We start from the raw sequence: 20,783 nt of genomic DNA on the forward strand, positions 1-20,783 counted from the left end.
TGAATGGCCAGCTCCTACACATCGAGCTGTCGATCGGGGGCATGGCCCCCAATTGAAGCAGTTGCGGGCTAGAAAATAAACCTCACGCCCGCTTCAACACTTCGGCCCATCTCCGGGGCGTAGTCCCGCAGCAGGGAGGTGGAGTTGCGGATCTCCTCGTCCAGGAGGTTGCGGCCGCTGACAAAGAGCACCGCGTCGGTGTCGCCCAGCTCGAGATTGTAGCGGGCGGTGAGGTCCATGCGCGTGTAGCTGTCGGTGGGCTCCTCGAAGGCGCCGGGCCTGTCCTGCTCGTCGGCCCGGGTGGTGCGCCATTCCCAGCTCCACTGATTGTAGTCGCCGCCCAGGGCCAGGCCGACGCGCAGCGGCGGCATGCGCGGCACGTCGCGGCTATTGTTACCGGCAGCCCCGTCGATACTGTCGTCGAAGCGGGCGCGCACCGCGTCGCCGAACAGGGTCAGGTGGAGGAACTGGTGCAGCGGGACCTTCACCGAGGCCTCGGCGCCGTAGAAGGTGGCGTCGCGGTTGCCGTAGGCATACACGGGGAATCCGCTCTCCTCGTCCTCCTTGTCGGTGTTGCGGGCGTAGATATAGTCGCCCACCCGGTTGTAGAAGACGCTCGCCTCGATTCGCACGGCATGCCAGCCGCTGGCCTCCTGGTTGTGGTGGTGGTAGCCCAGCTCCAGGTTGACGGAGTTCTCCTTGTCCAGATCGGCGTTGCTGACCAGGTAACGGGGCTCGGCCACGTGGGCGCCGACCAGGTAACGGCCCTCGGCCACGTGGGCGCCGTCGGCGAACAGTTCCTCGGCCACCGGCGCGCGCTCGGCGCGGGTCAGTCCCAGGCTGAGGTGCTGGTGTTCGGCGAGGAAGTATTGCAGCGCGGCGCTGGCGCCGATCAGGTTATAGTCCTCGCCCGAGCCGTTTTGCGGGTCCACGCTGACCCGTTCCAGGCGGCCGCCCAGGTCCAGGTGCCAGTCGCCCCAGGCGCGCTCCTTCATTACAAAGGCGCCGGTGCTCTGGGTGTTGGAGGGCTGTACGAAGGCCTCCTCGCCGATGGCCGCGAAGTCCTTGTCGGACAGCTGCAGGCCGTAGGCGCCCCGCCACTCGCCGCCGCCATCGTGGGTCACTTCTATGCGGCTCTCCCAGGCCTCGTTGGTAAAGCGGGTGCCCGGTTTGCCCCCTTCCAGTTCCACGTGCACATAGTCGTTGTAGCCCAGGCGAAACAGCAGCTTGTCCCAGTACTCGCCGCCGAAGCGGTGTTCGCCCTTGAGGTCGTAGCGGGTTTGCTCCTGGTCGATGCGCACGATTTCCGGTTCTCCGCCGTGCTCCTCGTGTTCCTCTTCTTCCCCCTCTTCCTCGTGGTGGGCATGGGCGCCCAGGGGAATGCCGTAGTTGTTCTCCAGGCGGTTGATGGAGAAACCCAGATAGCCGCTGTCGGTGATCCAGGAGGCACCGCCGCTGTAGCTGTGGGCGCGGGCGTTGCTGTTGGCCACGAAGCCGTCGGTGTTGAACTCCTCTTCGTGCTCTTCCCCCTCTTCCTCCGCGTGCTCCTCTTCCTCGTGGTGGATGATCGCGAGGCCGGGGATTTCGGTGTTGTCGCTGTCGCGGTAGACGCCGTCCAGGTACCAAGCTACTTGGCCGGCGCCACCGGACAGGCGGAAGACGCCGGCGTCCTGGCTGTTGCCGGTGTTGTGGCGCATTTCCAGGGCGCCCTCCAGTTCCTCGGGAATCGCCGTGGGAATGCGCCCGTCGATCACGTTCACCACCCCGCCGATGGCGCCGCTACCGTAGCGCAGTGCGGCGGGGCCGCGCAGGATTTCGATACGCTCGGCCAGCAGCGACTCCACGGTGGCGGCGTGGTCGGAGCTGGTGTTGGAGGCGTCGCCCACGTCCAGGTTGTCGTTCAGTACCTTGACCCGATTGGCGCTCTGGCCGCGGATCACCGGCAGGCCCACGCCGCTGCCGAAGGAGGCGTTGGCCAGGCCCAATTCGTTCTGCAGCGTCTGCCCCAAGGTGGCGGAGGCGGCGCTGCGCAGTTCGTCGCCGGACAGTACTGACACCGGCGCGGCCACTGCGTCGGCGGGCTTGTCCAGCGGGGAGACGGTGACATTGATCTCTTCCAGGGTTTCGGCGGCGTAAACAGTGGGTACGGTCAGGGCGCCGGCAATTGCCAGGGCCAGTTTGCTGGTCTTGTTCATCGGTTTTTATACCTGTCACACAGGGCGGCGGGCGAAAGCCGCCACCGGAATTCGAAAACTATTGGTGTTGTGGTTTTTAGAGGTGTGACAGGGAGACGGGCGGCGCGCGGGCACTCTGGCGTTCCGGCTGGCAGTCGCGGGGGGCCGGCGCGCCCTGAGTGGTGTAGAGCACCGCCGGCGCCGGCTGCGAGAACTGCAGATCGCTGCCGTGGGCGGCGGGCATATGGTTGAAACACAGGTCGCACAGCTCCACCTGGCCGTCGTTCAGGTGGATATGCTCCGCCCACAACGGCTGTGCTGCGAGCAGTGCAAGCAGCAGCAACAGGCTGGCCCAAAAGCGGGATTGATGGCGGGGGTACTTAACCATGGCGCCTATGATAGATGTCGGTGGCCGGGAATCAAGTTTCATCTGTCACTACCGGGCCACAGGCCGGGTCTTTCGTCTTATAATTCGCGGCTTCCGCCGCAAACAGAGAAAAGCCATGCGCAGTGCCAGCGTCAACCGCGACACTCTGGAGACCCAAATCAAAGTCAGCGTCAATCTGGACGGGGACGGCAATGGCCGTTTCGACACCGGTGTGCCCTTCCTGGAGCATATGCTGGACCAGATTGCCCGCCACGGCATGATCGACCTGGATATCACCTGCAAGGGCGATGTGCATATCGACGACCACCATACGGTGGAGGACATCGGCATCACCCTGGGCAAAGCGATTACCGAAGCACTGGGGGACAAGAAGGGCATCACCCGTTACGGCCACAGCTATGTGCCGCTGGACGAGGCCCTCTCGCGGGTGGTGGTGGACTTCTCCGGTCGCCCGGGGCTGGTGATGAACGTGCCGTTTACCCAGAAGCGCATCGGCCAGTTCGATACCGAACTCTTCTATGAATTCTTCCAGGGCTTCGTCAACCACGCCCTGGTCTCGCTGCATATCGACTGCCTGCGTGGCCACAACGCCCACCACCAGGTTGAGACGGTATTCAAGGCCTTCGGCCGCGCCCTGCGCATGGCGCTGACCCCGGACCCGCGCATGGCCGGCACCACACCCTCTACCAAGGGAGTGTTGTAGATGGCAATTTTGCTCCCCTCTCCCATTTATGGGAGAGGGGCCGGGGGAGAGGGCAGGCCAGTGTGGGTGCAAAAGTTCAGTATGCGCGCTGCGCGCGCCCCTCTCCCGGCCATTCGGGCCACCCTCTCCCGCAAGCGGGAGAGGGGAAGTTTAGGCGGACCCAGGAGGTAAACTGTGCAGAAAATCGCAGTACTCGACTACGGCATGGGCAACCTGCACTCGGTGGCCAGTGCGCTGCAAAAGGTGGCGCCGGGCGAGGAGGTGGTGCTGGCCACCGAGCCGCATCAGGCCGAGGGGGCCGACCGCTTGCTGGTGCCGGGTGTGGGCGCGATCCGCGACTGTATGGAGGGCTTTGTCCGCCCCGGCTTCGCGCCGCTGTTGCGCAGCGCCATCCAATCCGGCCTGCCGGTGCTGGGCATCTGCGTGGGCATGCAGATCATGATGCGCCGCAGCGAGGAGAACAACGGCGTGGATTGCCTGGATATTTTTCCGCAGCCGGTGAAATTTTTCGGCAGGGATCTGCGCGAGAACAATGAGCGTTTGAAAGTGCCGCATATGGGCTGGAACCGGGTAGAGCAGAAGCGCGACCACCCCCTCTGGCACAATATCGAAAACGGCAGCCGCTTCTATTTCGTGCACAGCTACTATGTGCCCGCCGGGGGTAACGAGGATATTGCCGGGCAGGCCGAGTACGGCGTCTCCCTCGCCGCCGCGGTGGCGAGGGAAAACATTTTCGCCACCCAGTTTCACCCGGAGAAAAGCGCCGATGCCGGCCTGCAGCTGCTGAAAAATTTTGTCGCCTGGAACGGGCGAATTTGATTCATCCCCTGTAGGAGCGGCGGGGCGGCCAGCGGCCGCTCCTACAAAAAAATTTAAATTCATCGCCGATTTAAAGACTGAATATGATTGTAATCCCCGCAATTGATTTAAAAGACGGCCAGTGTGTCCGCCTGCGCCAGGGTGAGATGGAGGACGCCACAGTATTTTCCGACGATCCCCTGGCCACCGCGCAGCACTGGGTCGACGAGGGCGCGCGGCGCCTGCACTTGGTGGATCTGAACGGCGCCTTCGCCGGCAACCCGGTCAACGGCGAGGCGGTCACCGCCATTGCGAAACAGTTTCCCCAACTGCCGGTGCAGATCGGCGGTGGTATCCGCGATCTGGATACCGTTGAAAAATATCTGGATGCGGGTGTCACCTGGGCGATTATCGGCACCGCCGCGGTAAAGAATCCGCAGCTGGTAAAAGAGGCCTGCCGGGAATTCGAGGAGCATATTATCGTCGGCCTGGATGCCAAAGACGGCCTGGTGGCCACCGAGGGCTGGGCCGAGGTATCGGACGTTCAGGCCACCGAACTGGCCAAACGCTTTGCCGACTGCGGTGTGAGTGCCATCGTATACACGGACATCGCCCGCGACGGCATGATGCAGGGAGTGAATATCCCGGCCACCCTGGAAATGGCCCGCGCGGTGCAGATTCCCATTATCGCCTCCGGCGGCGTCAGCAGTATCGAGGATATCCAGAAGTTATTGGAGGCCGGAGAAATCTATGGAGCGATTTCCGGCCGCGCGATTTACGAAGACAAGCTGGATCTGCGCGCCGCGCAGCAGCTCTGCGACGACTGGGAAAAATAAAATGAGTCTCGCCAAACGCATCATTCCCTGCCTGGACGTGGACGCCGGCCGGGTGGTGAAGGGGGTCAATTTCGTCGATATCCGCGATGCCGGCGACCCGGTGGAAATCGCCCGCCGCTACAACGAGGCGGGTGCGGACGAAATCACCTTCCTGGATATCACCGCCACCCATGAGGAGCGGGACACCACCCTGCATACGGTGGAGAAAATGGCCTCGGAAGTGTTTATTCCGCTGACCGTTGGCGGTGGCGTGCGCACTCTCGAAGATATCCGCAACCTGCTCAACGCCGGTGCGGACAAGACCGCGATCAACTCCGCCGCGGTGAAAAATCCCGAATTCGTGCGCGAGGCCGCTGAACGCTTCGGCAGTCAGTGCATCGTCGTCGCCATCGATGCCAAGCAGGTGGGCGAGGGGCGATGGGAAATCTTCACCCATGGCGGGCGCAAGCCCACCGGCATCGATGCGGTGCAGTGGGCGAGACAAATGGCCGACCTGGGCGCCGGGGAAATCCTGCTCACCAGCATGGACCGCGACGGCACCAAGAATGGTTTCGACCTGGCCCTGACCCGCGCGGTGGCGGATGCGGTGCCGGTGCCGGTGATCGCCTCCGGCGGCGTGGGTAATCTGCAGCACTTGGTGGACGGGGTGTTGCAAGGCGGTGCCGACGCGGTGCTGGCGGCGAGTATTTTTCACTTCGGCGAATACACCATTGCCGAGGCTAAGGAGTTTATGCAGCAGGCCGGTATCGAGATGCGTCTGTAAATACTCTGTTTCAAGTCAACCGTTCACGGAATCGTCATACCGACGCAGGTCGGTTCCAGTTTAGTTGGCACCTGGGTTCCGGCCTGCGCCGGAACGACGACAGTGCGCTGTAGGGGGAACACAAGGTTCGCCCCTCCGGATGAACAGGGGTTAATCCGCGCGGGCGAAGCGCGCGGGAGCTTCCCTGTCTCGCTGGGCGTAGAGATTCAGGCCCTTCAGCACATTGAGTGCTTCGAAAATCTGGTTGTCGCGGTCGAGCCAGTTCTCGCGGCCCTCCTTCTCCCGCTTGCGGTCCTCGGCATTGCGCTCCTCGCCGCCGTTGCCGTTGCCCAGGTGGCCGGCCAGGTCCGCCTCGGTGGTGCGCGAGCCGGGTTTGACGCGGGTGACTTTGACCCGCTCCACCACGATATCCGGGGTAATGCCCTGGGCCTGGATGGAGCGGCCCTTGGGGGTGAAATAGAGCGCGGTGGTCAGTTTGATGGCGCGTTCGTTGTTGATGGGGATCACCGTCTGCACCGAGCCCTTGCCGAAGCTGTCGGTGCCCATCACCACCGCGCGGCGGTGGTCCTGCAGGGCGCCGGCGACGATTTCCGCGGCGGAGGCGGAGCCCTCGTTGATCAGCACCACCAGCGGCGCGCCGTCGGTGAGGTCGCCGGGTTCGGCGGAGTACTTCAGGTTGGCGGATTCGTTGCGGCCCTCGGTGTAGACCACCAGGCCTTCATCCAGGAAGGCGTCCGCCACTTCCACTGAGGACTGCAGCACACCGCCGGGGTTGTTGCGCAAGTCGATCACCAGGCCTTTCAACTCGCCTTTTTTCTGCAGCTTTTTGATCTCCCGCGCCATGTCGCCGCCGGTATCCAGCTGGAACTGGCTGATGCGCAGGTAGCCGTAACCTTCGTCCAACAGTTCGCTGCGCACACTGCGCACGCGCACGGTGTCCCGCTTGATGGTGACCTGGAAGGGTTCCTTGTAGCCCTTGCGCGCGATGGTCATGGTCACACTGCTGCCTTTGGGCCCGCGCATGCGCTCCACCGCTTCATCCAGGCTGACGCCCTTCATGGATTTGCCGGACAGGCGCAGGATCACGTCGCCGGCCTTTAGCCCGGCGCGGGCGGCGGGGGTGTCGTCCATGGGGGTGACCACGGTGATGTGTTCGTCCTGGATGCCCACTTCGATCCCCAGGCCGGCGAATTCGCCGGTGGTGTTGGCCTGAAGGTCGTCGAAGGATTCCCGGTCCAGGTAGGAGGAGTGGGGGTCCAACCCCTGCAGCATGCCCTTGATGGCGTACTCCAGCAGGGTGCTGTCATCGACTTCCTCGATATACCCCTGGCGGATCTGTTCGAACACTTTGGCGAAGTTGCGCAGATCTTCCAGCGGCAGGCGCATCTCGGCATCGGGGACGGTTATCGCCGGAGTTTCCCCTTCGCTGAGACCCATCAGCGGCAGTGCGGTTAGGGCGGCTGCGCCGATGAAAGTGGTCAGCGCTTTGGGAGTGAACATACTGTGGAAACCTCTGCCTTATATCTTCGCTTCTTTGCGAAAGTGTAGACCGCGGCGGCTGGCAGAGTTTTCAAGTTGGCGGACATTTTCACCATGTGAAAAGCGGACTGCCTTTCCGGCGCCTGTTTGGTAGGGGCGGATATTCAGGAGCGGCACCATACCGTGGGGTCCTGTGGCTTGCCCCGGTGGCGGATCTCGAAGTAGAGGCCGCTCTGGCTGAGGCCGCCGCTGTCGCCGACACGGGCGATGGTATCGCCGCGCTCCACCCATTCCCCAAGACTGCGGGTGAGCGACTGGTTGTGGCCGTAGAGGCTCATATAGCCGTCGCCGTGATCGAGAATCAGCAACATGCCCTGGCCGCGCAGATAGTCGGAGAATACCACCCGGCCGCGGTGGATGGCGCGCACCGGTTCGCCCTCGGGGGCGCGGATGGTGACCCCGGTCCAGGTGATGCCGTTGGCGCGGCGCTGGCCGTAGGCGTTGGCGCGGCGGCCCTTCGCCGGCCACTGCATGCGCCCGCGGTGTTTGGCGAAGGGCTGCTGGTCCTGCGGGCTCACCAGCGAGGCGATGGCCCGGCCCACTTCGTCCACCAGCCTCTGCAGGCGCGAGCGATCGCCCTTCAACTGCTGCAATTCGCCGCTCTTGTCGGCGAGGCGCGCGGCCAGTTTGTCCAGGGTGGACTGGCGCGCGCGGCGCGCGACCTGCAACTGGTTCTCCCGCTCTTGCAACTGGCGGCGCTCGGCGTCCAGGGTGTCGCGCTCGCGGCGTATGTTGCCGCTGACAGTTTCCAGGCCGGCGAGGGTGTCGAGGTAATCGTCGATAACGCGGCTGCGTTCTTGAAGGAAGTATTCGTGGTAGCGGAGCTGGCGGGCGATGTGTTGCGGATCTTGTTGGTTGAGGAGCAGCTTGATCTGCTCCTGTCTTCCCAGTCGGTAAGCGGCGGCGATCTCCTGCTCGACCCGCCGCTGCATACTTCGCCGCGATTCCTCCAGTTGCTGCTGCTCCTGTTTCAGCTCCCGCAGCTTGTCGGTGCGGCTGCGCATATCGTTTTTGATCTGGTCGACACGCCTGTGCAGCTCGGAGATATCCTTTTCATTCTCCTCCAGGTCCTTGAGCAGCTGGTCGCGCTGGCTCCGCACCTGGTTGAGTTCCTGTTGCAGCGATTCGATGCGCTGCTTGATTTCCCGCAGGCGCGCCTGCTGGTCCTCCTCCGCCCAGGCGGGCAGGACCAGCAACGCGGCGAGAACAGCGGTCAATATTTTCATTGCTCGAGTTGCACCAGGCTTTCGCCGGTCATTTCCTCCGGTTGCGGCAGGCCCATCAGCTCCAGCATGGTGGGAGCCACGTCCGCCAGGCTGCCGCCGTCGCGCAGGTGGAGTTTGCGCTCGCCGACGTAGACGAAGGGCACCGGCAGGGTGGAGTGCTGGGTGCTCACCTGGCCGGATTCGGGATCGTACATCTCTTCCACGTTGCCGTGGTCCGCGGTGATCAGCACTTCGCCGCCGGCGGACAGCGCGGCGTCCACCACGCGGCTGACGCAGGCGTCCAGGGCTTCCACCGCCTTTACCGCCGCCTCGAACACCCCGGTGTGCCCGACCATATCGCCGTTGGCATAGTTGCAGATAATGGTGTCGAAGTCGCCGCTGCCGATGGCCTTCACCAGTTTGTCGGTTACCTCCGGCGCGTTCATCTCCGGCTGCAGGTCGTAGGTGGCCACGTTCGGGGATTTGATCAGCTCGCGGGTCTCGCCGGAATAGGGGTCTTCGCGGCCGCCGCTGAAGAAGAAGGTGACGTGGGCGTACTTCTCAGTCTCGGCGATGCGCAGCTGGGTCTTGCCCAGTCCGGCGAGGTATTCGCCGAGGGAGTTGGTCATCTCCTCCGGCGGGAAGGCACAGCTGGCCTGGATACTGGCGGCGTATTCGGTGGTCATCACGAAGTCCGCCAGCTTGGGCGCAGCCTCGCGCTCGAAGCCGTCGAAGTCACTTTCGGTAAAGGCGCGGGTCAACTGGCGCGCGCGGTCCGGGCGGAAGTTCATATAGATGAGCGCGTCGCCGTCGGCGATCGGCGCCGGCTCGCCCACCAGGGTGGGGGCCACGAACTCGTCGTTCTCGCCGCGCTCATAGGCGGCGTTCAGGCCCGCCAGGGCATCGTTGACCCGGTGCCCGGCCTTGCCCTGGGTGATCAGATCGTACACGGCGCGGGTCCTGTCCCAGCGCTGGTCCCGGTCCATGGCGTAGTAGCGGCCGGCGAGGCTGGCGATGCGCGCAGTGCCCAGGGAGTCGCATACCTGTTGCAGGCGCGCCAGCGAGGATTCGGCGCTGCGCGGGGGGGTGTCGCGGCCGTCCAGGAAGGTGTGCAGGTAGATCTTCTGCGCGCCGCGCTGGGCGGCCAGGGTGGCCATGGCGATGATATGGTCCTCGTGGCTGTGCACCCCGCCTTCGGACAGCAGGCCCATGATATGCACCGCGCCGTTGTTGGCCACGGCCCTGTCCACCGCGCGGGTGTAGGCGGGGTTGCGGAAGAAGTCGCCGTCCTCGATCGCCTTGTTGATGCGGGTGAAGTTCTGGTACACCACGCGGCCGGCGCCCAGGGTCATATGCCCTACTTCCGAATTGCCCATCTGCCCCTCCGGCAGGCCCACGGCCATGCCGGAGGTCTGGATCAGGGTCTTCGGGCGGTTGGCCCAGAGGTCGTCCCACACCGGTGTTTTGGCTGCGTGGATGGCGTTGTGCTCGGGATTGTCGCTGTGGCCGAAGCCGTCCAGGATCAGCAGGATCAGGGGACGTTTTTGCGGGGACTGCGCAGATGCCATAGCGGAAAATTCCTATACCAATGTGAGTTGAACCTGAATCCGTGACTTCCGCCCTGAGTCACGGATTCAGGTTGGAGCCAGCGGCGGATTTTAACCTGTTTGCGCCCTCCAGGTCAGGTGTCCCGGTGGCGGGATGGCGAAATCACTGGTTAAGATTTCGCCACAATCGTGTATACTCCCGCCCCTGCCGACAAGGCAATAACAAGGCTAATCTCTTGGGGGAGCGGTGGATTTTTTCGTTTTTATGAGCGAGCAGTGGCTGCTGGTCAGCCTTCTGGTGGTTTTGCTCTACGCCTTTGCGCTCAGCGAGCGCTATAAAGCCGGCACGCCCGCCTCGGTGCACGAGGTGACGCGGCTGATCAACAGCGAAGGGGGGCGGGTGCTGGATATCCGCGACAAGAGCGAGTATAGCGCCGGGCACATCGTCGACGCCCTGCATATCCCCCACGGCCAGGTGGCGGAGCGGATTGCGGAGCTGGCCAAGGTAAAGGACAAGCCGCTGATCGTGGCGGATAAGATGGGCCAGCACGCCGGCGCCGTGGGCCGTCTGCTCAAGCGCGATGGGTTCCAGGTGCGGCGGCTGCAGGGGGGGATGGTCGAGTGGTCCAACCAGAACCTGCCGCTGGTGAAGGGTTGATATGGTCGCCACACGGTTGTAACGGTGCAGTCATGGCCCAAGTAGTAATTTATACCACCCGCTTCTGTCCCTACTGTATCCACGCCAAGCACCTGCTGGACAGCAAGGGCGTCGAATATCGCGAGATACCAGTGGACGGCGACCCTGAACTGCGCGCGCAGATGGCCGCCAGGGCGGGCAGTCGCACGGTGCCGCAGATCTGGATCGGCGAGCGCCACGTGGGCGGTTGCGACCAACTGGTAGCGCTGGAGCGGAGCGGCCAGCTCGACAATCTGTTGGCCGCCTGAGATGGTATTCAGGCCTTGAAAAGGTGTTCACGGGCCCCATTTGAAGGACTTTACAGGGAGTCTTTCTCACGGAAGGCATAAATCAACTCTATATAATGCACAGGCAGTAACATGGCTGAAGAACAGAACGGCGCAGCGGCAAACGCAGAGGCTTCAAAAGTACAGTTCGCGATGCAGCGCATCTATCTCAAAGATCTCTCCTTCGAGACCCCCATGGGCGCGGAGATCTTCAAGAAGCAGTGGAAGCCCCAGGTCAACCAAGAGCTGAACACCAAAACCGACAAGATCGACGAGGATCTGTACGAAGTCGCCCTGACCCTGACCATCACTATCAAGCTGGAAGACGAGACCGCCTTCCTGGTGGAAGTGAAGCAGGCCGGCCTGTTCGCCATCAAGGGCCTGGAGGGCCAGCAGTTGGCCCAGGCGCTGAACACCGCCTGCCCGCAGATTCTCTTCCCCTACGCCCGCGAAGTGGTGGACAACGTGGTGACCAAGGGTTCCTTCCCGGCCCTGATGCTGCCGCCGATCAACTTCGACGCCCTGTTCGCCGCGGCCCTGGCCCAGGCGCAGCAGCAGGCGGAAGGCGCGAAAGAGGAACAGGCCGACGCCTGATCCCTGTCCGCTGAGCGCAGAAAGGCCCCATTCGGGGCCTTTTTTGTGTCCGGCGTTTCCCGGCTCTGCCTTGTGGCGCAGTGCGACTTGGCATAGGCTCGGGGCATATTCACAAGTGGAGAATTGCCATGGCTCATCAGGGAAGCTGTCACTGCGGGCGCATTGCCTTCGAAGTGGAAGGGGATATCGACCAGGTAATGGAATGCAACTGTTCCCACTGCAGCAGAAAGGGCTACCTGCTGTGGTTCCGTCCCCGGGAGCAACTCCGCCTCGCCACCGGGGAGGGCGACCTGGCCACCTACACCTTCAACAAGCACGCGATAAAACACCATTTTTGCCCCGACTGTGGTTGCGCGCCCTTTGGTTTTGGCAGTATGCCGGACGGGGAGCCGATGGCGGCGGTGAATGTGCGCTGCCTGGAGGGTGTGGAGCCCGGCAAGCTGTCGATCCAGCAGATGGACGGCAAGAGCTTCTGAATGCAGTGGGAGTTGCCTCAGCCCTTCGTCTGGAAAGTCACGGTGCAGCCGGAACATGTGGACGGCCTGCACCACGCCAACAACGCCGAGTATGTGCGCTGGTGCGAGCGCGCCGGGTGGGCCCACAGCGCGGTGCTGGGGCTGGATGTCTCGGGTTACCAGGAGCTCGACCGGGGCATGGCCATCCGCCACGCGGAGTACGACTATATACTGGCGGCGAGAGAGGGCGACGAACTGCTGTTCGGCACCTGGCTTACCAAAGTCGACGGGCGCCTGAACATGACCCGCCGCTTCCAGGTATTCCGCGCCGGTGACCGGGCGCTGATACTGGGTGCCCAGTGGCAGATGGTGTGTATCGAGCTGTCCAGCGGCAGACCCAGGCGGATGCCGGAAGTCTTCAAGGAAATCTACAGCCCGGCAGTCATTGCCCCGGAGGCCGATCGTGAGTGAAGAATTTGCCACCCTGACCGAAAACACCGGTGCCCTCAAAGACAGGACAGTATTTATCACCGGTGCCAGTCGCGGTATCGGCCGCGCCATCGCGCTCAAGTGCGCCGCCGATGGCGCCAACATTGTGATCGCCGCCAAGTCCGCCGAGCCGCATCCCAAGTTGCCCGGTACCATCCACTCGGTGGCGGCCGAGGTGGAGGCGGCCGGTGGTACGGCGCTGCCGCTGCAAGTGGATGTACGCGAGGAAAAGCAGGTGGCGGACGCCATGGCGCGGGCCGCGGAAAAGTTCGGCGGTATCGACGCGGTGGTGAACAACGCCGGTGCCATCAGTCTCGCCAATGTGGAATCCACCCCGCCCAAGCGCTACGACCTGATGCAGAGTGTCAACAGCCGCGCCGTCTATCTCACCGCGCACCTGGCGGCGCCCTATCTCAAGCAGTCGCCCAATGGGCATATTCTCAGCCTTTCGCCCCCCCTTAACCTGAAGCCCGAGTGGCTGGGACCTTGTGCGCCCTATGCGCTGTCAAAGTTCGGCATGACCATCCTGAGCATGGGTTTGGCGGAGGAGCTGCGCGAGGCCGGGGTCAGCGTCACCACCTTGTGGCCGCGCACCCTGGTGGCCACCGCGGCAATCGAGTTCGCCGTGGGCAACCGCGAGATGTTCGAACAGAGCCGCAAACCGGCGATCATGGCGGACGCCGTCTATGAAATCCTGCTCACGGAAAACGGGGCGCTCACCGGCTACCAGCTGATCGACGAGGAACTGCTGGGTGAGCGCGGTGTGAGCGACTTTACCGACTACGCCCACAACCCGGCCAAAGCCGGCGAACTGGCCGTGGACCTGTTTCTCGATCCATAGCGAAACGCGGGGGGAAATGAAGTGACCAGCGACAGCGATCTGTTTCAGGACGCCCTGGGCCAACTGGGGGACGTGCGCCCACTGGCGCGCGAGCGCCGCGAAAAGCGAGTGGCGCTGAAAAAAGACAGCGCAGTGGAGTTGAACCGCCATATGCGCCGCGAGGCGGCCACCCGCGAAACCGCGGCGGAACTGAACCCTCTCGCCGGCGAGTTCGCGGAGCCGGTGGACCCCTGGGACCCGCTGGAATTCAAGCGCGACGGCGTCCAGAACGGCGTCTATCGCAATCTGCGTCTGGGCAAATACCGGGTGGATGCGCGGCTCGACCTGCACCGGCACACGGTGGAAATGGCGCGCCGGGCGGTGTTCGAATTTGTGCGCGATTGCGTGGAGGCGGATGTGCGTTGCGCGCTGATTACCCACGGCAAGGGAGAGGGGCGCGCGCAGCCGGCGCTGCTGAAGAGCTGCGTTAACTGCTGGCTGCCGCAGCTGCACGAGGTGCTCGCCTTCCACAGCGCGCAGAAGCAGCACGGTGGCCTGGGGGCCACTTATATTTTGCTGCGCAAGAGCGAGCGCAAAAGGCAGGATAACCTGGAAAAACACCAGCGCCGCAATCGATAGTAGGAGCGGCCCATGGCCGCGATCGATTTAACTATTCTACATAGGTAACTACTCACCCCTGTGACACTAAGCCTTAACTTAGTGCCATTCAGTTCCGGTATCTTTTCCCGAGTCCCGAGTCCCGAGTCCCGAGTCCCGAGTCCCGAGTCCCGAGGGCGAGTAGTTGCCGGCACAGACTGATCGCGGCCAGCGGCCGCTCCTACACCGAACCGCCACTGTCATCCATTTGTCACACCGCAGCGGTAGGATGTAATCACAACGAAACGCTTGTCTCGTCTCACAGAGTTTGAGGCTTTCGTTGTTCTTCTCTCAATCTTCTTGATGGTCATCGCTGTGGCGGCCAAGTGGTCGCCCTTTTTTAATTCGCCGAATTGATTACTCGATGCTTCCAACGCGCCGGAACTCCAGCCGGGTTTCGCCGCTGTCGCTGCGCAGGATCAGTGAATCCCCCTCCACCTGTGCGCTGTCGGTCCGCGGCAGGGCCTTGAGATAATCCTTTTCCAGTTCGCTGCTCTCGCGGATATCGCTCATGCGGGAAATGGTCGGCGGTTGCGACCAGGAGAGTTCGCCACCGTCGGAGAGAGAAAAGCGGCCGAGATAGGGATTGGAGCCGGCACTGCCGCGCACATAGCCCAGTTTGTCGCAAATGAAGTAGGGGCGATCCCGCCAGAATTTCCGCCAGAGCAGGCGCGAGCGGTGTTCGCGCCCGTCCACCGAGAGGCTTTCCAGCAGCCATTGATGCTCGCAGATGGAACCGTCTTCCGCGGTCTTCTCTGCCAGATCTGTCGCACCCAATTGCTCGCAGCCGCCCAGGACGAGCAGTGCGACAGCGGCGAGGGGAATCAGTGGTCTACGGGCTGGTACCATGGCGCGGGTCTCGTTGTTTTTGTGACATTTAACACTAAAAACAGACCGCGGTCTGTGGAGCCGTTCAGGGTCCCACCTTGATATATTCGATATAGATGTCGCCGGGGGGGTCGCGCAGTATCAGACGCTCGCCGCCGGATTTGGTGAACGCCTGGCGGGTGCCGGCCAGGGCGCGAAGATAGGCGTTTTCCTGCCGCATCAGGGGCTCCGGCCCAGCCTTCTTGGTGGAGGCGAAACTGGCGGAGTCCCACAGCAGCAGGCCGGTGTCGGTCACCTGCAGGGCGCCGCGGTAGGTATTGATGCCGCTCTTTCCCACCACATTGCCGTCCCGGTTGCACAGGAAGGTAAAGCGCTCGTTGTCCTCGATGGCGATGGCCTCGCCGTTGACCCGCAGTCGCTTCAGTTCCCATTTATTGCCGCAAACCGAGTTGGGATCGCCTGCGGATTGGGTGATCTTGGGGCCGGTGGTGCCCATACCGGCACAGCCTACCGCAACCACAATCACCCCCGCCAGCCACAACTGTACAGCCCTGCTCATCTGTGTCTCGCTCCCTGACTGCCTCTCAAAAAAGCCTAGCTGCTCGCTCACGCGCGGAGAGGGGATTGGTGACAAGCTATTCTTATTTCACTGACCACTAAACACCGGCCACTAGATCCCATGCTGAGACGCACCAAAATTGTCGCCACCCTGGGCCCAGCCACCGACAAGGGGGGTATCCTCGCCCGGCTGATCAAATCCGGCGTGGATATGGTGCGCCTGAACTTCTCCCACGGCGTTGCTGCCGACCACCGCCGCCGCGCCGAACAGGTACGCGAGGAGGCGGGCCGGCAGGGTCGGCATGTGGCGATACTGGGGGATCTGCAGGGGCCCAAGATCCGCGTGGGCCAGTTCAGTGAGGGTCGCGCGCAACTGGAGGAAGGCAGCGACTTCACCCTGGCCCCGGACTGGCCCGCCGACGGCGGCAACTCCCGGGGAGTGTCAGTGGACTACGGAAAACTGGCGGACGACTGCACCCGGGGGGATATCCTGCTGTTGGACGATGGCCGCCTGCGCCTCAAAGTGCGGGAGATCAAGGGCCGCACACTGCACACCCGTGTGGTGGTGGGCGGCTGGCTGTCCAACAACAAGGGTATCAACAAGATGGGCGGCGGCCTCACCGCACCGGCGCTGACCGCCAAGGACCGTAGGGATATCGAGACCGCCGCGGAGTTGAAACTCGACTACCTGGCGGTGTCCTTCCCCCGCGACGCCGCCGACGTGGAAAAGGCGCGCAAACTGCTGCGCGACGCCGGCGGCGAAGCGCACATCGTCGCCAAGATCGAGCGCGCGGAAGCGGTGGCGGACGAGGAACACCTGGACCAGTTAATCCTGGCCAGCGACGTGGTCATGGTGGCCCGGGGCGACCTGGCGGTGGAGATTGGCGATGCGGAGCTGATGGGGGTGCAGAAACACCTGATCAAGCGCTCGCGCCACCTCAACCGGGTGGTGATCACCGCCACTCAGATGATGGAGTCGATGATTTCCAGCCCGGTGCCGACCCGCGCCGAAGTGTGCGACGTGGCCAACGCGGTACTGGATGGCAGCGATGCGGTGATGCTATCGGCGGAAACTGCTGCCGGTGACTACCCGGTGGAGACCGTCAAGCACATGGCGGAGGTGATCGTCGGGGCGGAAAAACACCGCACCCGGCAGCGTCCGCCGCGGGTGATGCAGGAAAACTACCCCGCCGGCGACGCCTGCATCGCCATGGCCGCGATGACCATTGCCAACCACTGCCGGGATATCAGGGCGATCATTTGCCAGACGGAGACCGGCAACACCGCGCGGTTGATGTCGCGGGTGCGCTCGGATATCCCCATCTACGCTTTCTGCCGGCATCACTCCACCTGCAACCGGGTGGCGCTCTACCGCGGCGTAGACCCGGTGCATATGGAAATGGAGGGACTGGACGGCGCGGAGCGCGACCAGCTGGCGATCGCGGACCTGAAGCGGCGCAAACTGCTGAAGTCCGGCGACTTCGTGCTGGTGTCCCGCGGCTATCACCAGGATATTGGTGGCAGTACCGATACCCTGCGCATCGTCGAGGTGGAATAACGAGCGCTTTCGTCGTTCCGGCGCAGGCCGGAATCCAGGGACACCGGTACCGGAGCCGCCCTATTTCGACAGAGACAACGACAGCATTGCGGAAAAAGGCAGTGGCGAAAATCTCTCCTGCCCCTGATCAACTACAGGTTTTTTTCCAACACGTTTCCGAAGCATCAAACTTCTTACTATTATCGCGATCCCACTTTTTTTCACCCGCAGAGTTCAATTCCAAGGTGCCATTTTCTTTCTGGGCGCCGATGGGCTGCGCCTGCAAAGTATAGGAAGTCCCATTTGCGTCAGTAATACGCAGGTTATAAAACTTGGCACCGCCATCCAGCGGGGCCTGGGTTGGGAAAATTCCGGGAGCACCAGTATCCTTTTCACTCGCTGCCGCCTTCTCATAGGTGCCATTCTCGGTATAGTGCCGCTCCATCGCCTGCGCCAGCCCCATCAGCGTCCCCTGGGCATCCGCCCTGCGGGTGGTGCGCACATGCTCCTGGTAGGAGGGCCAGGCGATACCGGCGAGTATCCCCACTATCGCCACTACGATCATCAGTTCGATCAGGGTAAATCCGCGCTGCTTTTTCATATTTTTCACTCAATCATTCCATAGCTTACAGGGGGGTGACTTCTTCCCAGGACAGACGGCCCTCGCGTTCGCCACTGCCCGGATCAACTCCTCTCGTGCCAAGGTTTCCAGATGAATCGGGGGTTAACTGCTTGAGACCATTGCCGCCACCAATAAAGCCCGACCTGTTCGGCGATCCACCGGTTACAGGACTTCCAACCAACCCCTGGTCCGCCATGTTGATCATGCCATCACCGTTGGCATCGAATACCCCTCGATCTTCCGGCGCCAGGCCGGTGTGCACATCCACCGACATCAACCAGCCGCGGCCGCCGGCGGAGCATACCTGTCCGGTGGGGATCATGGTGTTGAAGAAGAGGGTATTGCGCAGCAGGTCCGGCGTGGTGATCACCCGCTCTCCGCCATCTACACCGGCGGGAGTATTGCCGCGCAGCAACTGGATATACCAACCGGATTTCTGGCTCCAGTCGAGCTCCTCGCCGCTCAAGGTGCGGTAATCCCGGCTGGTTCCATCCGCCACACCGGTATCGGATACTTGTTCGACTGTCCGGGTGCCGATAGTGCGGGCCGCCAGACTGCCCTTGCCCAACCCGGCAGTACCGTTGTCCGATACCACATAGAAGCCACCCGGCGTATTGTCGGCCGTATCCGTCTCGGCAAGGTACTGGCCGGTACCGAAAGTGACCAGCAGGTTGGGGGAACTGCCATCGATATAGTCGGTATTCCTCGCAACCCGGGGGCCGCCGGTAATCGGCTCGCCAACACTGAGCAGGGGCTGCGGTGTGGTAGTACTTACACCGGCGTCGTCGGTGGTCGTCTCCCCGTAGGCAATCCCCCAACTATCCGCAGAAGCATCGGAAACGTCGAAGACCCACATATTTCCCTTCAGGTCACCGGCATAGACCCGATCAATGGTGCCGTCGGTATTGGCATCGACAATCGCCGGGGTAGACAGGCCATTCTTGTCATCGGCATCGGCGGTGCTGGTGGAGAGATAAACGCCGCCGGAACCATCCAGGTAACGGATAAACAGGCCGGCGTCCCCCGTGTCGCTGTTATAGCCGTTGCCGAATACCGCCGCCCACTTGCCATTGGCCATGCGGCCTATCTGGGCACGGCTGAAGCTGAAGCCGAGATTATTGTTGTCGGAATCGGTAAATTCCCACATAAAAATGGAATCCGCATTATTCTCGCGGAAGCTGCCGGGATCGGTTACATCCAGAGCAAAGTAGCCCTTGCCGCCGCCCCCGAGGTTCCCCACCAGCACGGTTTTCCAACTGCCGCCGATATAGGCGTCGGTCACTGAGGGGGTGCCGTCCACATAATACTTATGGCTATAGAGCTGGGAGCTGAGGGCGTGCAGGCCGGTACTCTGCTGGGTACTGAGCAGCGCCTCCGGCGTATAGGCTATTACCTCTTCGCCGGTGCTGTTGCCGCTGCCGGCGTTGAAGCCGTGCAGGAAGCCGTCATTGGCACCCACGTAGACCACTGGTGTCCGATCGCGCTGCTCGTACTGGAAAGTGGAATAGCTTCCTGCCTCGGGGAAGTCCTTTCCGCCCCAGTTGGCATTGGGAACGCCCACATAAACCGGCGTGGAGTTGACGATATCGCCCAGGCGGCCGCCGCGGCGGCGGAACTCGGTGCTCTCTCTGCCCTCCTTGCTGCGGTCGCCGCGCAGGTAGGCCACGCGTTCGGCAGCCAGGTTATCGACAACAGACTCACCGCTGGAGGTATTGATTTCCAGGTCGCTCTCGTGGTCGCCGCCGTCTATCAGCGCGGAGGTGAAGGCCACGCCCGTGCCATCCTTGGAGGTGATCATTACCCGGTTGTTCGGGGTCCTGGCGTCCAACTTTTCGCTGGCACTCCAGGAGTCCGTCAGTGTGCCATCGGTTCCGAGGGTAAAGGCGGAGAGGTCACCGCTCCAGTCACTGCTGTCGAAACTGGCCGCGTAGAGCGCAGACCCGGCTTGCAGGGAGGCGCTATTGAAAGCGATGGAGCTGGAGCTGCCGTCAATGGCCCGTACTTTGTTGATAATGCGCTTGAAAGTGGTAACCAGGGTTTCGGCGTTGCTCGCCGAATAGACATCCTCCACACCGCCACTCCCCAGATCGGCGGCATTCACCATCAAATCGCTGGCAGACACCTGTTCATCGGCGAAGCCGATCACATAACTGATGATATTGTTCTTTACCGGGGAGCCGTCGGGCTTCGTCAGGTCCGGGCGCAGGTCCAGATCGTAAAGCGCCTTGATCACATCGTCCATGGATGCGTTGTTATTACCACCTTCTTCATCTTTAGTACAACCCTTTTTGCCTTCGCAGGCGTAATCGTAACCGGCCAGGTCATTCGAGACGTCCTCGTCCTCAAGCGGAACACCATCGGTCAGCGCCACCATAAAGTTCTTCTGGCAATAGTATTGAATGGCGCTGTCGGTGTCGGTTCCGGGCTTCGAAACATTCGCCCATTGCGGCTCGCTCTGGAAAATATCCTGCCCCTCTTTTTCTACGGTAACCACCTCGCCACTGTCGTTTTTCTTTTTGAAAGTCAACTTCTCGTTTTCATAGCCGGTGATAAAGTAACGCCCCACATCCTCAAAGCTTTCGCCCAGGGGGGTCCAGCCGCTGGCACTTAGCTCGTCAACGGTGCCCAGCAATCCCGCTCGTGTGTCATCGGTCACACTGGTCAGTCCGCTCAGCATTTTGGCGCCGTCGCCTCCGTCATCTCCGCCGAATTGCATAAGGCCGACGCGAACGTCCTCCAGGTCTGAGATCATGCTGACTGTGGCGCTTTTCATCGCGTCGACGCGGCGCTGGGTGCCATTTTTACTGCGGAGCACGTCATTGCCTTCCCTAAAAACATCTGGCTGCCACCACTCCCATCCACGTCGGGAAAAGTACCAATTCAGGAAATGGCCACTGTAGCGAATATTAGCCGCACCTGGACCGGTTTCGGAGGAGTAATAACTATCACTATTGTTGCACCGCCATCGCCACCGCCTTCGCCGATTATCATAATACCATTCTCCGGAACAGGCCGTATCACCGCCGGCCCACAGATAGGCATCGTAGGTTTTGTTATTGTCAAAACAGTTTGAATCCCACCAATCCCGCCTAATCTTCCATTGCTTCCATACCAGACTTCCATTCTGATCTATTTGACGATCCCTGTTATACCAAACTTCTCCAGTAGTCTTATCAACACGGACATGAACACGTCCATCAGTATCCTCCGGATTATTGCACCAATCGGCGTATCCGTAGGTTGCATTCTCGTCATATTCTTCCGGTATCGCTATATGATTCATAGAGCCGGATGAGTCAAACATCAA

General features: G+C 62.1%; 21 protein-coding genes. 12 read left to right on the plus strand and 9 right to left on the minus strand.

Annotated elements, in window-relative coordinates; all coding sequences use genetic code 11:
• Positions 1-68: 68 nt before the first annotated feature.
• Together FHS09_RS07060 and FHS09_RS07065 are read right to left on the minus strand one after the other, a co-directional pair.
• Complete coding sequence (locus tag FHS09_RS07060; RefSeq protein ID WP_183458152.1) at positions 69-2,195, minus strand: TonB-dependent receptor; 2,127 nt, start codon at positions 2,193-2,195, stop codon at positions 69-71.
• A 76-nt stretch (positions 2,196-2,271) separates the two neighbouring features.
• A complete protein-coding gene (locus tag FHS09_RS07065; protein WP_183458154.1) occupies positions 2,272-2,562 on the minus strand; it encodes a hypothetical protein in 291 nt (96 codons plus the stop codon).
• A 115-nt stretch (positions 2,563-2,677) separates the two neighbouring features.
• On the opposite strand from FHS09_RS07065, the gene hisB reads away from it, so the two are divergent.
• The 4 genes from hisB (at position 2,678) to hisF (ending at position 5,662) form a co-directional block, all read left to right on the plus strand.
• Complete coding sequence (gene hisB / locus FHS09_RS07070; RefSeq protein ID WP_183458156.1) at positions 2,678-3,265, plus strand: imidazoleglycerol-phosphate dehydratase HisB; 588 nt, start codon at positions 2,678-2,680, stop codon at positions 3,263-3,265.
• 174 nt (positions 3,266-3,439) lie between these two features.
• Positions 3,440-4,084, plus strand: a complete 645-nt coding sequence (gene hisH, locus FHS09_RS07075) for an imidazole glycerol phosphate synthase subunit HisH (protein WP_183458158.1) — start codon at positions 3,440-3,442, stop codon at positions 4,082-4,084.
• 83 nt (positions 4,085-4,167) lie between these two features.
• The gene (hisA, locus tag FHS09_RS07080; protein WP_183458160.1) at positions 4,168-4,899 is read left to right on the plus strand and encodes a 1-(5-phosphoribosyl)-5-[(5-phosphoribosylamino)methylideneamino]imidazole-4-carboxamide isomerase; all 732 of its coding nucleotides are present in this window, start codon (positions 4,168-4,170) and stop codon (positions 4,897-4,899) included.
• A gap of 1 nt (position 4,900) precedes the next feature.
• Positions 4,901-5,662: an imidazole glycerol phosphate synthase subunit HisF gene (hisF, locus tag FHS09_RS07085; protein ID WP_183458162.1), complete on the plus strand. Its 762-nt coding sequence runs from the start codon at positions 4,901-4,903 to the stop codon at positions 5,660-5,662.
• A 150-nt stretch (positions 5,663-5,812) separates the two neighbouring features.
• On the opposite strand, the gene FHS09_RS07090 is transcribed toward hisF, so the two are convergent.
• The 3 genes from FHS09_RS07090 to gpmI form a co-directional block, all read right to left on the minus strand.
• The gene (locus tag FHS09_RS07090; RefSeq protein WP_183458164.1) at positions 5,813-7,162 is read right to left on the minus strand and encodes a S41 family peptidase; all 1,350 of its coding nucleotides are present in this window, start codon (positions 7,160-7,162) and stop codon (positions 5,813-5,815) included.
• 143 nt (positions 7,163-7,305) lie between these two features.
• Positions 7,306-8,427, minus strand: a complete 1,122-nt coding sequence (locus FHS09_RS07095) for a murein hydrolase activator EnvC family protein (RefSeq protein WP_183458166.1) — start codon at positions 8,425-8,427, stop codon at positions 7,306-7,308.
• On the minus strand, positions 8,424-9,974 hold the full coding sequence (gene gpmI, locus FHS09_RS07100; protein ID WP_183458168.1) for a 2,3-bisphosphoglycerate-independent phosphoglycerate mutase: 1,551 nt from the start codon (positions 9,972-9,974) through the stop codon (positions 8,424-8,426). Before gpmI ends, FHS09_RS07095 begins: the two co-directional genes overlap by 4 nt.
• Before the next feature lie 226 nt (positions 9,975-10,200).
• Here gpmI and FHS09_RS07105 point away from each other — a divergent pair, with 226 nt between their 5' ends.
• The 7 genes from FHS09_RS07105 to smrA all read left to right on the plus strand — a co-directional run bounded on the left by FHS09_RS07105 (position 10,201) and on the right by smrA (position 13,913).
• Positions 10,201-10,611: a rhodanese-like domain-containing protein gene (locus FHS09_RS07105; RefSeq protein ID WP_343057429.1), complete on the plus strand. Its 411-nt coding sequence runs from the start codon at positions 10,201-10,203 to the stop codon at positions 10,609-10,611.
• Between the two features lie 32 nt (positions 10,612-10,643).
• Positions 10,644-10,898, plus strand: coding sequence for a glutaredoxin 3 (gene grxC, locus FHS09_RS07110; protein ID WP_183458169.1), 255 nt, complete (start codon positions 10,644-10,646; stop codon positions 10,896-10,898).
• Between the two features lie 111 nt (positions 10,899-11,009).
• Positions 11,010-11,510 (plus strand): protein-export chaperone SecB, encoded by a 501-nt coding sequence (gene secB, locus FHS09_RS07115; RefSeq protein WP_183458171.1) that lies wholly within the window; start codon positions 11,010-11,012, stop codon positions 11,508-11,510.
• A gap of 128 nt (positions 11,511-11,638) precedes the next feature.
• Complete coding sequence (locus tag FHS09_RS07120) at positions 11,639-11,986, plus strand: GFA family protein (protein WP_183458173.1); 348 nt, start codon at positions 11,639-11,641, stop codon at positions 11,984-11,986.
• On the plus strand, positions 11,987-12,436 hold the full coding sequence (locus FHS09_RS07125; protein ID WP_183458175.1) for an acyl-CoA thioesterase: 450 nt from the start codon (positions 11,987-11,989) through the stop codon (positions 12,434-12,436).
• Positions 12,429-13,295, plus strand: a complete 867-nt coding sequence (locus tag FHS09_RS07130; protein ID WP_183458177.1) for an SDR family oxidoreductase — start codon at positions 12,429-12,431, stop codon at positions 13,293-13,295. Before FHS09_RS07125 ends, FHS09_RS07130 begins: the two co-directional genes overlap by 8 nt.
• A gap of 21 nt (positions 13,296-13,316) precedes the next feature.
• Positions 13,317-13,913 carry a DNA endonuclease SmrA gene (gene smrA, locus FHS09_RS07135; protein WP_183458179.1) on the plus strand — a complete coding sequence of 199 codons (597 nt, stop codon included), beginning with the start codon at positions 13,317-13,319 and terminating at the stop codon, positions 13,911-13,913.
• 375 nt (positions 13,914-14,288) lie between these two features.
• On the opposite strand, the gene FHS09_RS07140 is transcribed toward smrA, so the two are convergent.
• Positions 14,289-14,780 (minus strand): META domain-containing protein, encoded by a 492-nt coding sequence (locus tag FHS09_RS07140; protein WP_183458181.1) that lies wholly within the window; start codon positions 14,778-14,780, stop codon positions 14,289-14,291.
• 64 nt (positions 14,781-14,844) lie between these two features.
• Positions 14,845-15,318, minus strand: coding sequence for an META domain-containing protein (locus tag FHS09_RS07145; protein ID WP_183458183.1), 474 nt, complete (start codon positions 15,316-15,318; stop codon positions 14,845-14,847).
• A gap of 120 nt (positions 15,319-15,438) precedes the next feature.
• On the opposite strand from FHS09_RS07145, the gene pyk reads away from it, so the two are divergent.
• Entirely contained in the window at positions 15,439-16,875 is a 1,437-nt protein-coding gene (gene pyk, locus FHS09_RS07150; protein ID WP_183458185.1) for a pyruvate kinase, read from the plus strand.
• Positions 16,876-17,002: 127 nt separating this feature from the next.
• On the opposite strand, the gene FHS09_RS07155 is transcribed toward pyk, so the two are convergent.
• Both FHS09_RS07155 and FHS09_RS23215 read right to left on the minus strand, forming a co-directional pair.
• Positions 17,003-17,455 (minus strand): type IV pilin protein, encoded by a 453-nt coding sequence (locus tag FHS09_RS07155; RefSeq protein ID WP_183458311.1) that lies wholly within the window; start codon positions 17,453-17,455, stop codon positions 17,003-17,005.
• Positions 17,456-17,480: 25 nt separating this feature from the next.
• Entirely contained in the window at positions 17,481-20,291 is a 2,811-nt protein-coding gene (locus tag FHS09_RS23215) for a PilC/PilY family type IV pilus protein (protein WP_183458187.1), read from the minus strand.
• Positions 20,292-20,783 lie beyond the last annotated feature (492 nt).

The sequence above is a fragment of the Microbulbifer rhizosphaerae genome (assembly GCF_014191725.1).
Classification (GTDB): domain Bacteria; phylum Pseudomonadota; class Gammaproteobacteria; order Pseudomonadales; family Cellvibrionaceae; genus Microbulbifer; species Microbulbifer rhizosphaerae.

Coding starts and splice junctions, on each gene's coding strand:
- FHS09_RS07060 (WP_183458152.1), bottom strand. CDS start 2,195: ATGAACAAGACCAGCAAACTGGCCCTGGCAATTGCCGGCGCCCTGACC.
- FHS09_RS07065 (WP_183458154.1), bottom strand. CDS start 2,562: ATGGTTAAGTACCCCCGCCATCAATCCCGCTTTTGGGCCAGCCTGTTG.
- hisB (WP_183458156.1), top strand. CDS start 2,678: ATGCGCAGTGCCAGCGTCAACCGCGACACTCTGGAGACCCAAATCAAA.
- hisA (WP_183458160.1), top strand. CDS start 4,168: ATGATTGTAATCCCCGCAATTGATTTAAAAGACGGCCAGTGTGTCCGC.
- hisF (WP_183458162.1), top strand. CDS start 4,901: ATGAGTCTCGCCAAACGCATCATTCCCTGCCTGGACGTGGACGCCGGC.
- FHS09_RS07090 (WP_183458164.1), bottom strand. CDS start 7,162: ATGTTCACTCCCAAAGCGCTGACCACTTTCATCGGCGCAGCCGCCCTA.
- FHS09_RS07095 (WP_183458166.1), bottom strand. CDS start 8,427: ATGAAAATATTGACCGCTGTTCTCGCCGCGTTGCTGGTCCTGCCCGCC.
- gpmI (WP_183458168.1), bottom strand. CDS start 9,974: ATGGCATCTGCGCAGTCCCCGCAAAAACGTCCCCTGATCCTGCTGATC.
- grxC (WP_183458169.1), top strand. CDS start 10,644: ATGGCCCAAGTAGTAATTTATACCACCCGCTTCTGTCCCTACTGTATC.
- secB (WP_183458171.1), top strand. CDS start 11,010: ATGGCTGAAGAACAGAACGGCGCAGCGGCAAACGCAGAGGCTTCAAAA.
- FHS09_RS07120 (WP_183458173.1), top strand. CDS start 11,639: ATGGCTCATCAGGGAAGCTGTCACTGCGGGCGCATTGCCTTCGAAGTG.
- FHS09_RS07125 (WP_183458175.1), top strand. CDS start 11,987: ATGCAGTGGGAGTTGCCTCAGCCCTTCGTCTGGAAAGTCACGGTGCAG.
- FHS09_RS07140 (WP_183458181.1), bottom strand. CDS start 14,780: ATGGTACCAGCCCGTAGACCACTGATTCCCCTCGCCGCTGTCGCACTG.
- FHS09_RS07145 (WP_183458183.1), bottom strand. CDS start 15,318: ATGAGCAGGGCTGTACAGTTGTGGCTGGCGGGGGTGATTGTGGTTGCG.
- pyk (WP_183458185.1), top strand. CDS start 15,439: ATGCTGAGACGCACCAAAATTGTCGCCACCCTGGGCCCAGCCACCGAC.
- FHS09_RS07155 (WP_183458311.1), bottom strand. CDS start 17,455: ATGAAAAAGCAGCGCGGATTTACCCTGATCGAACTGATGATCGTAGTG.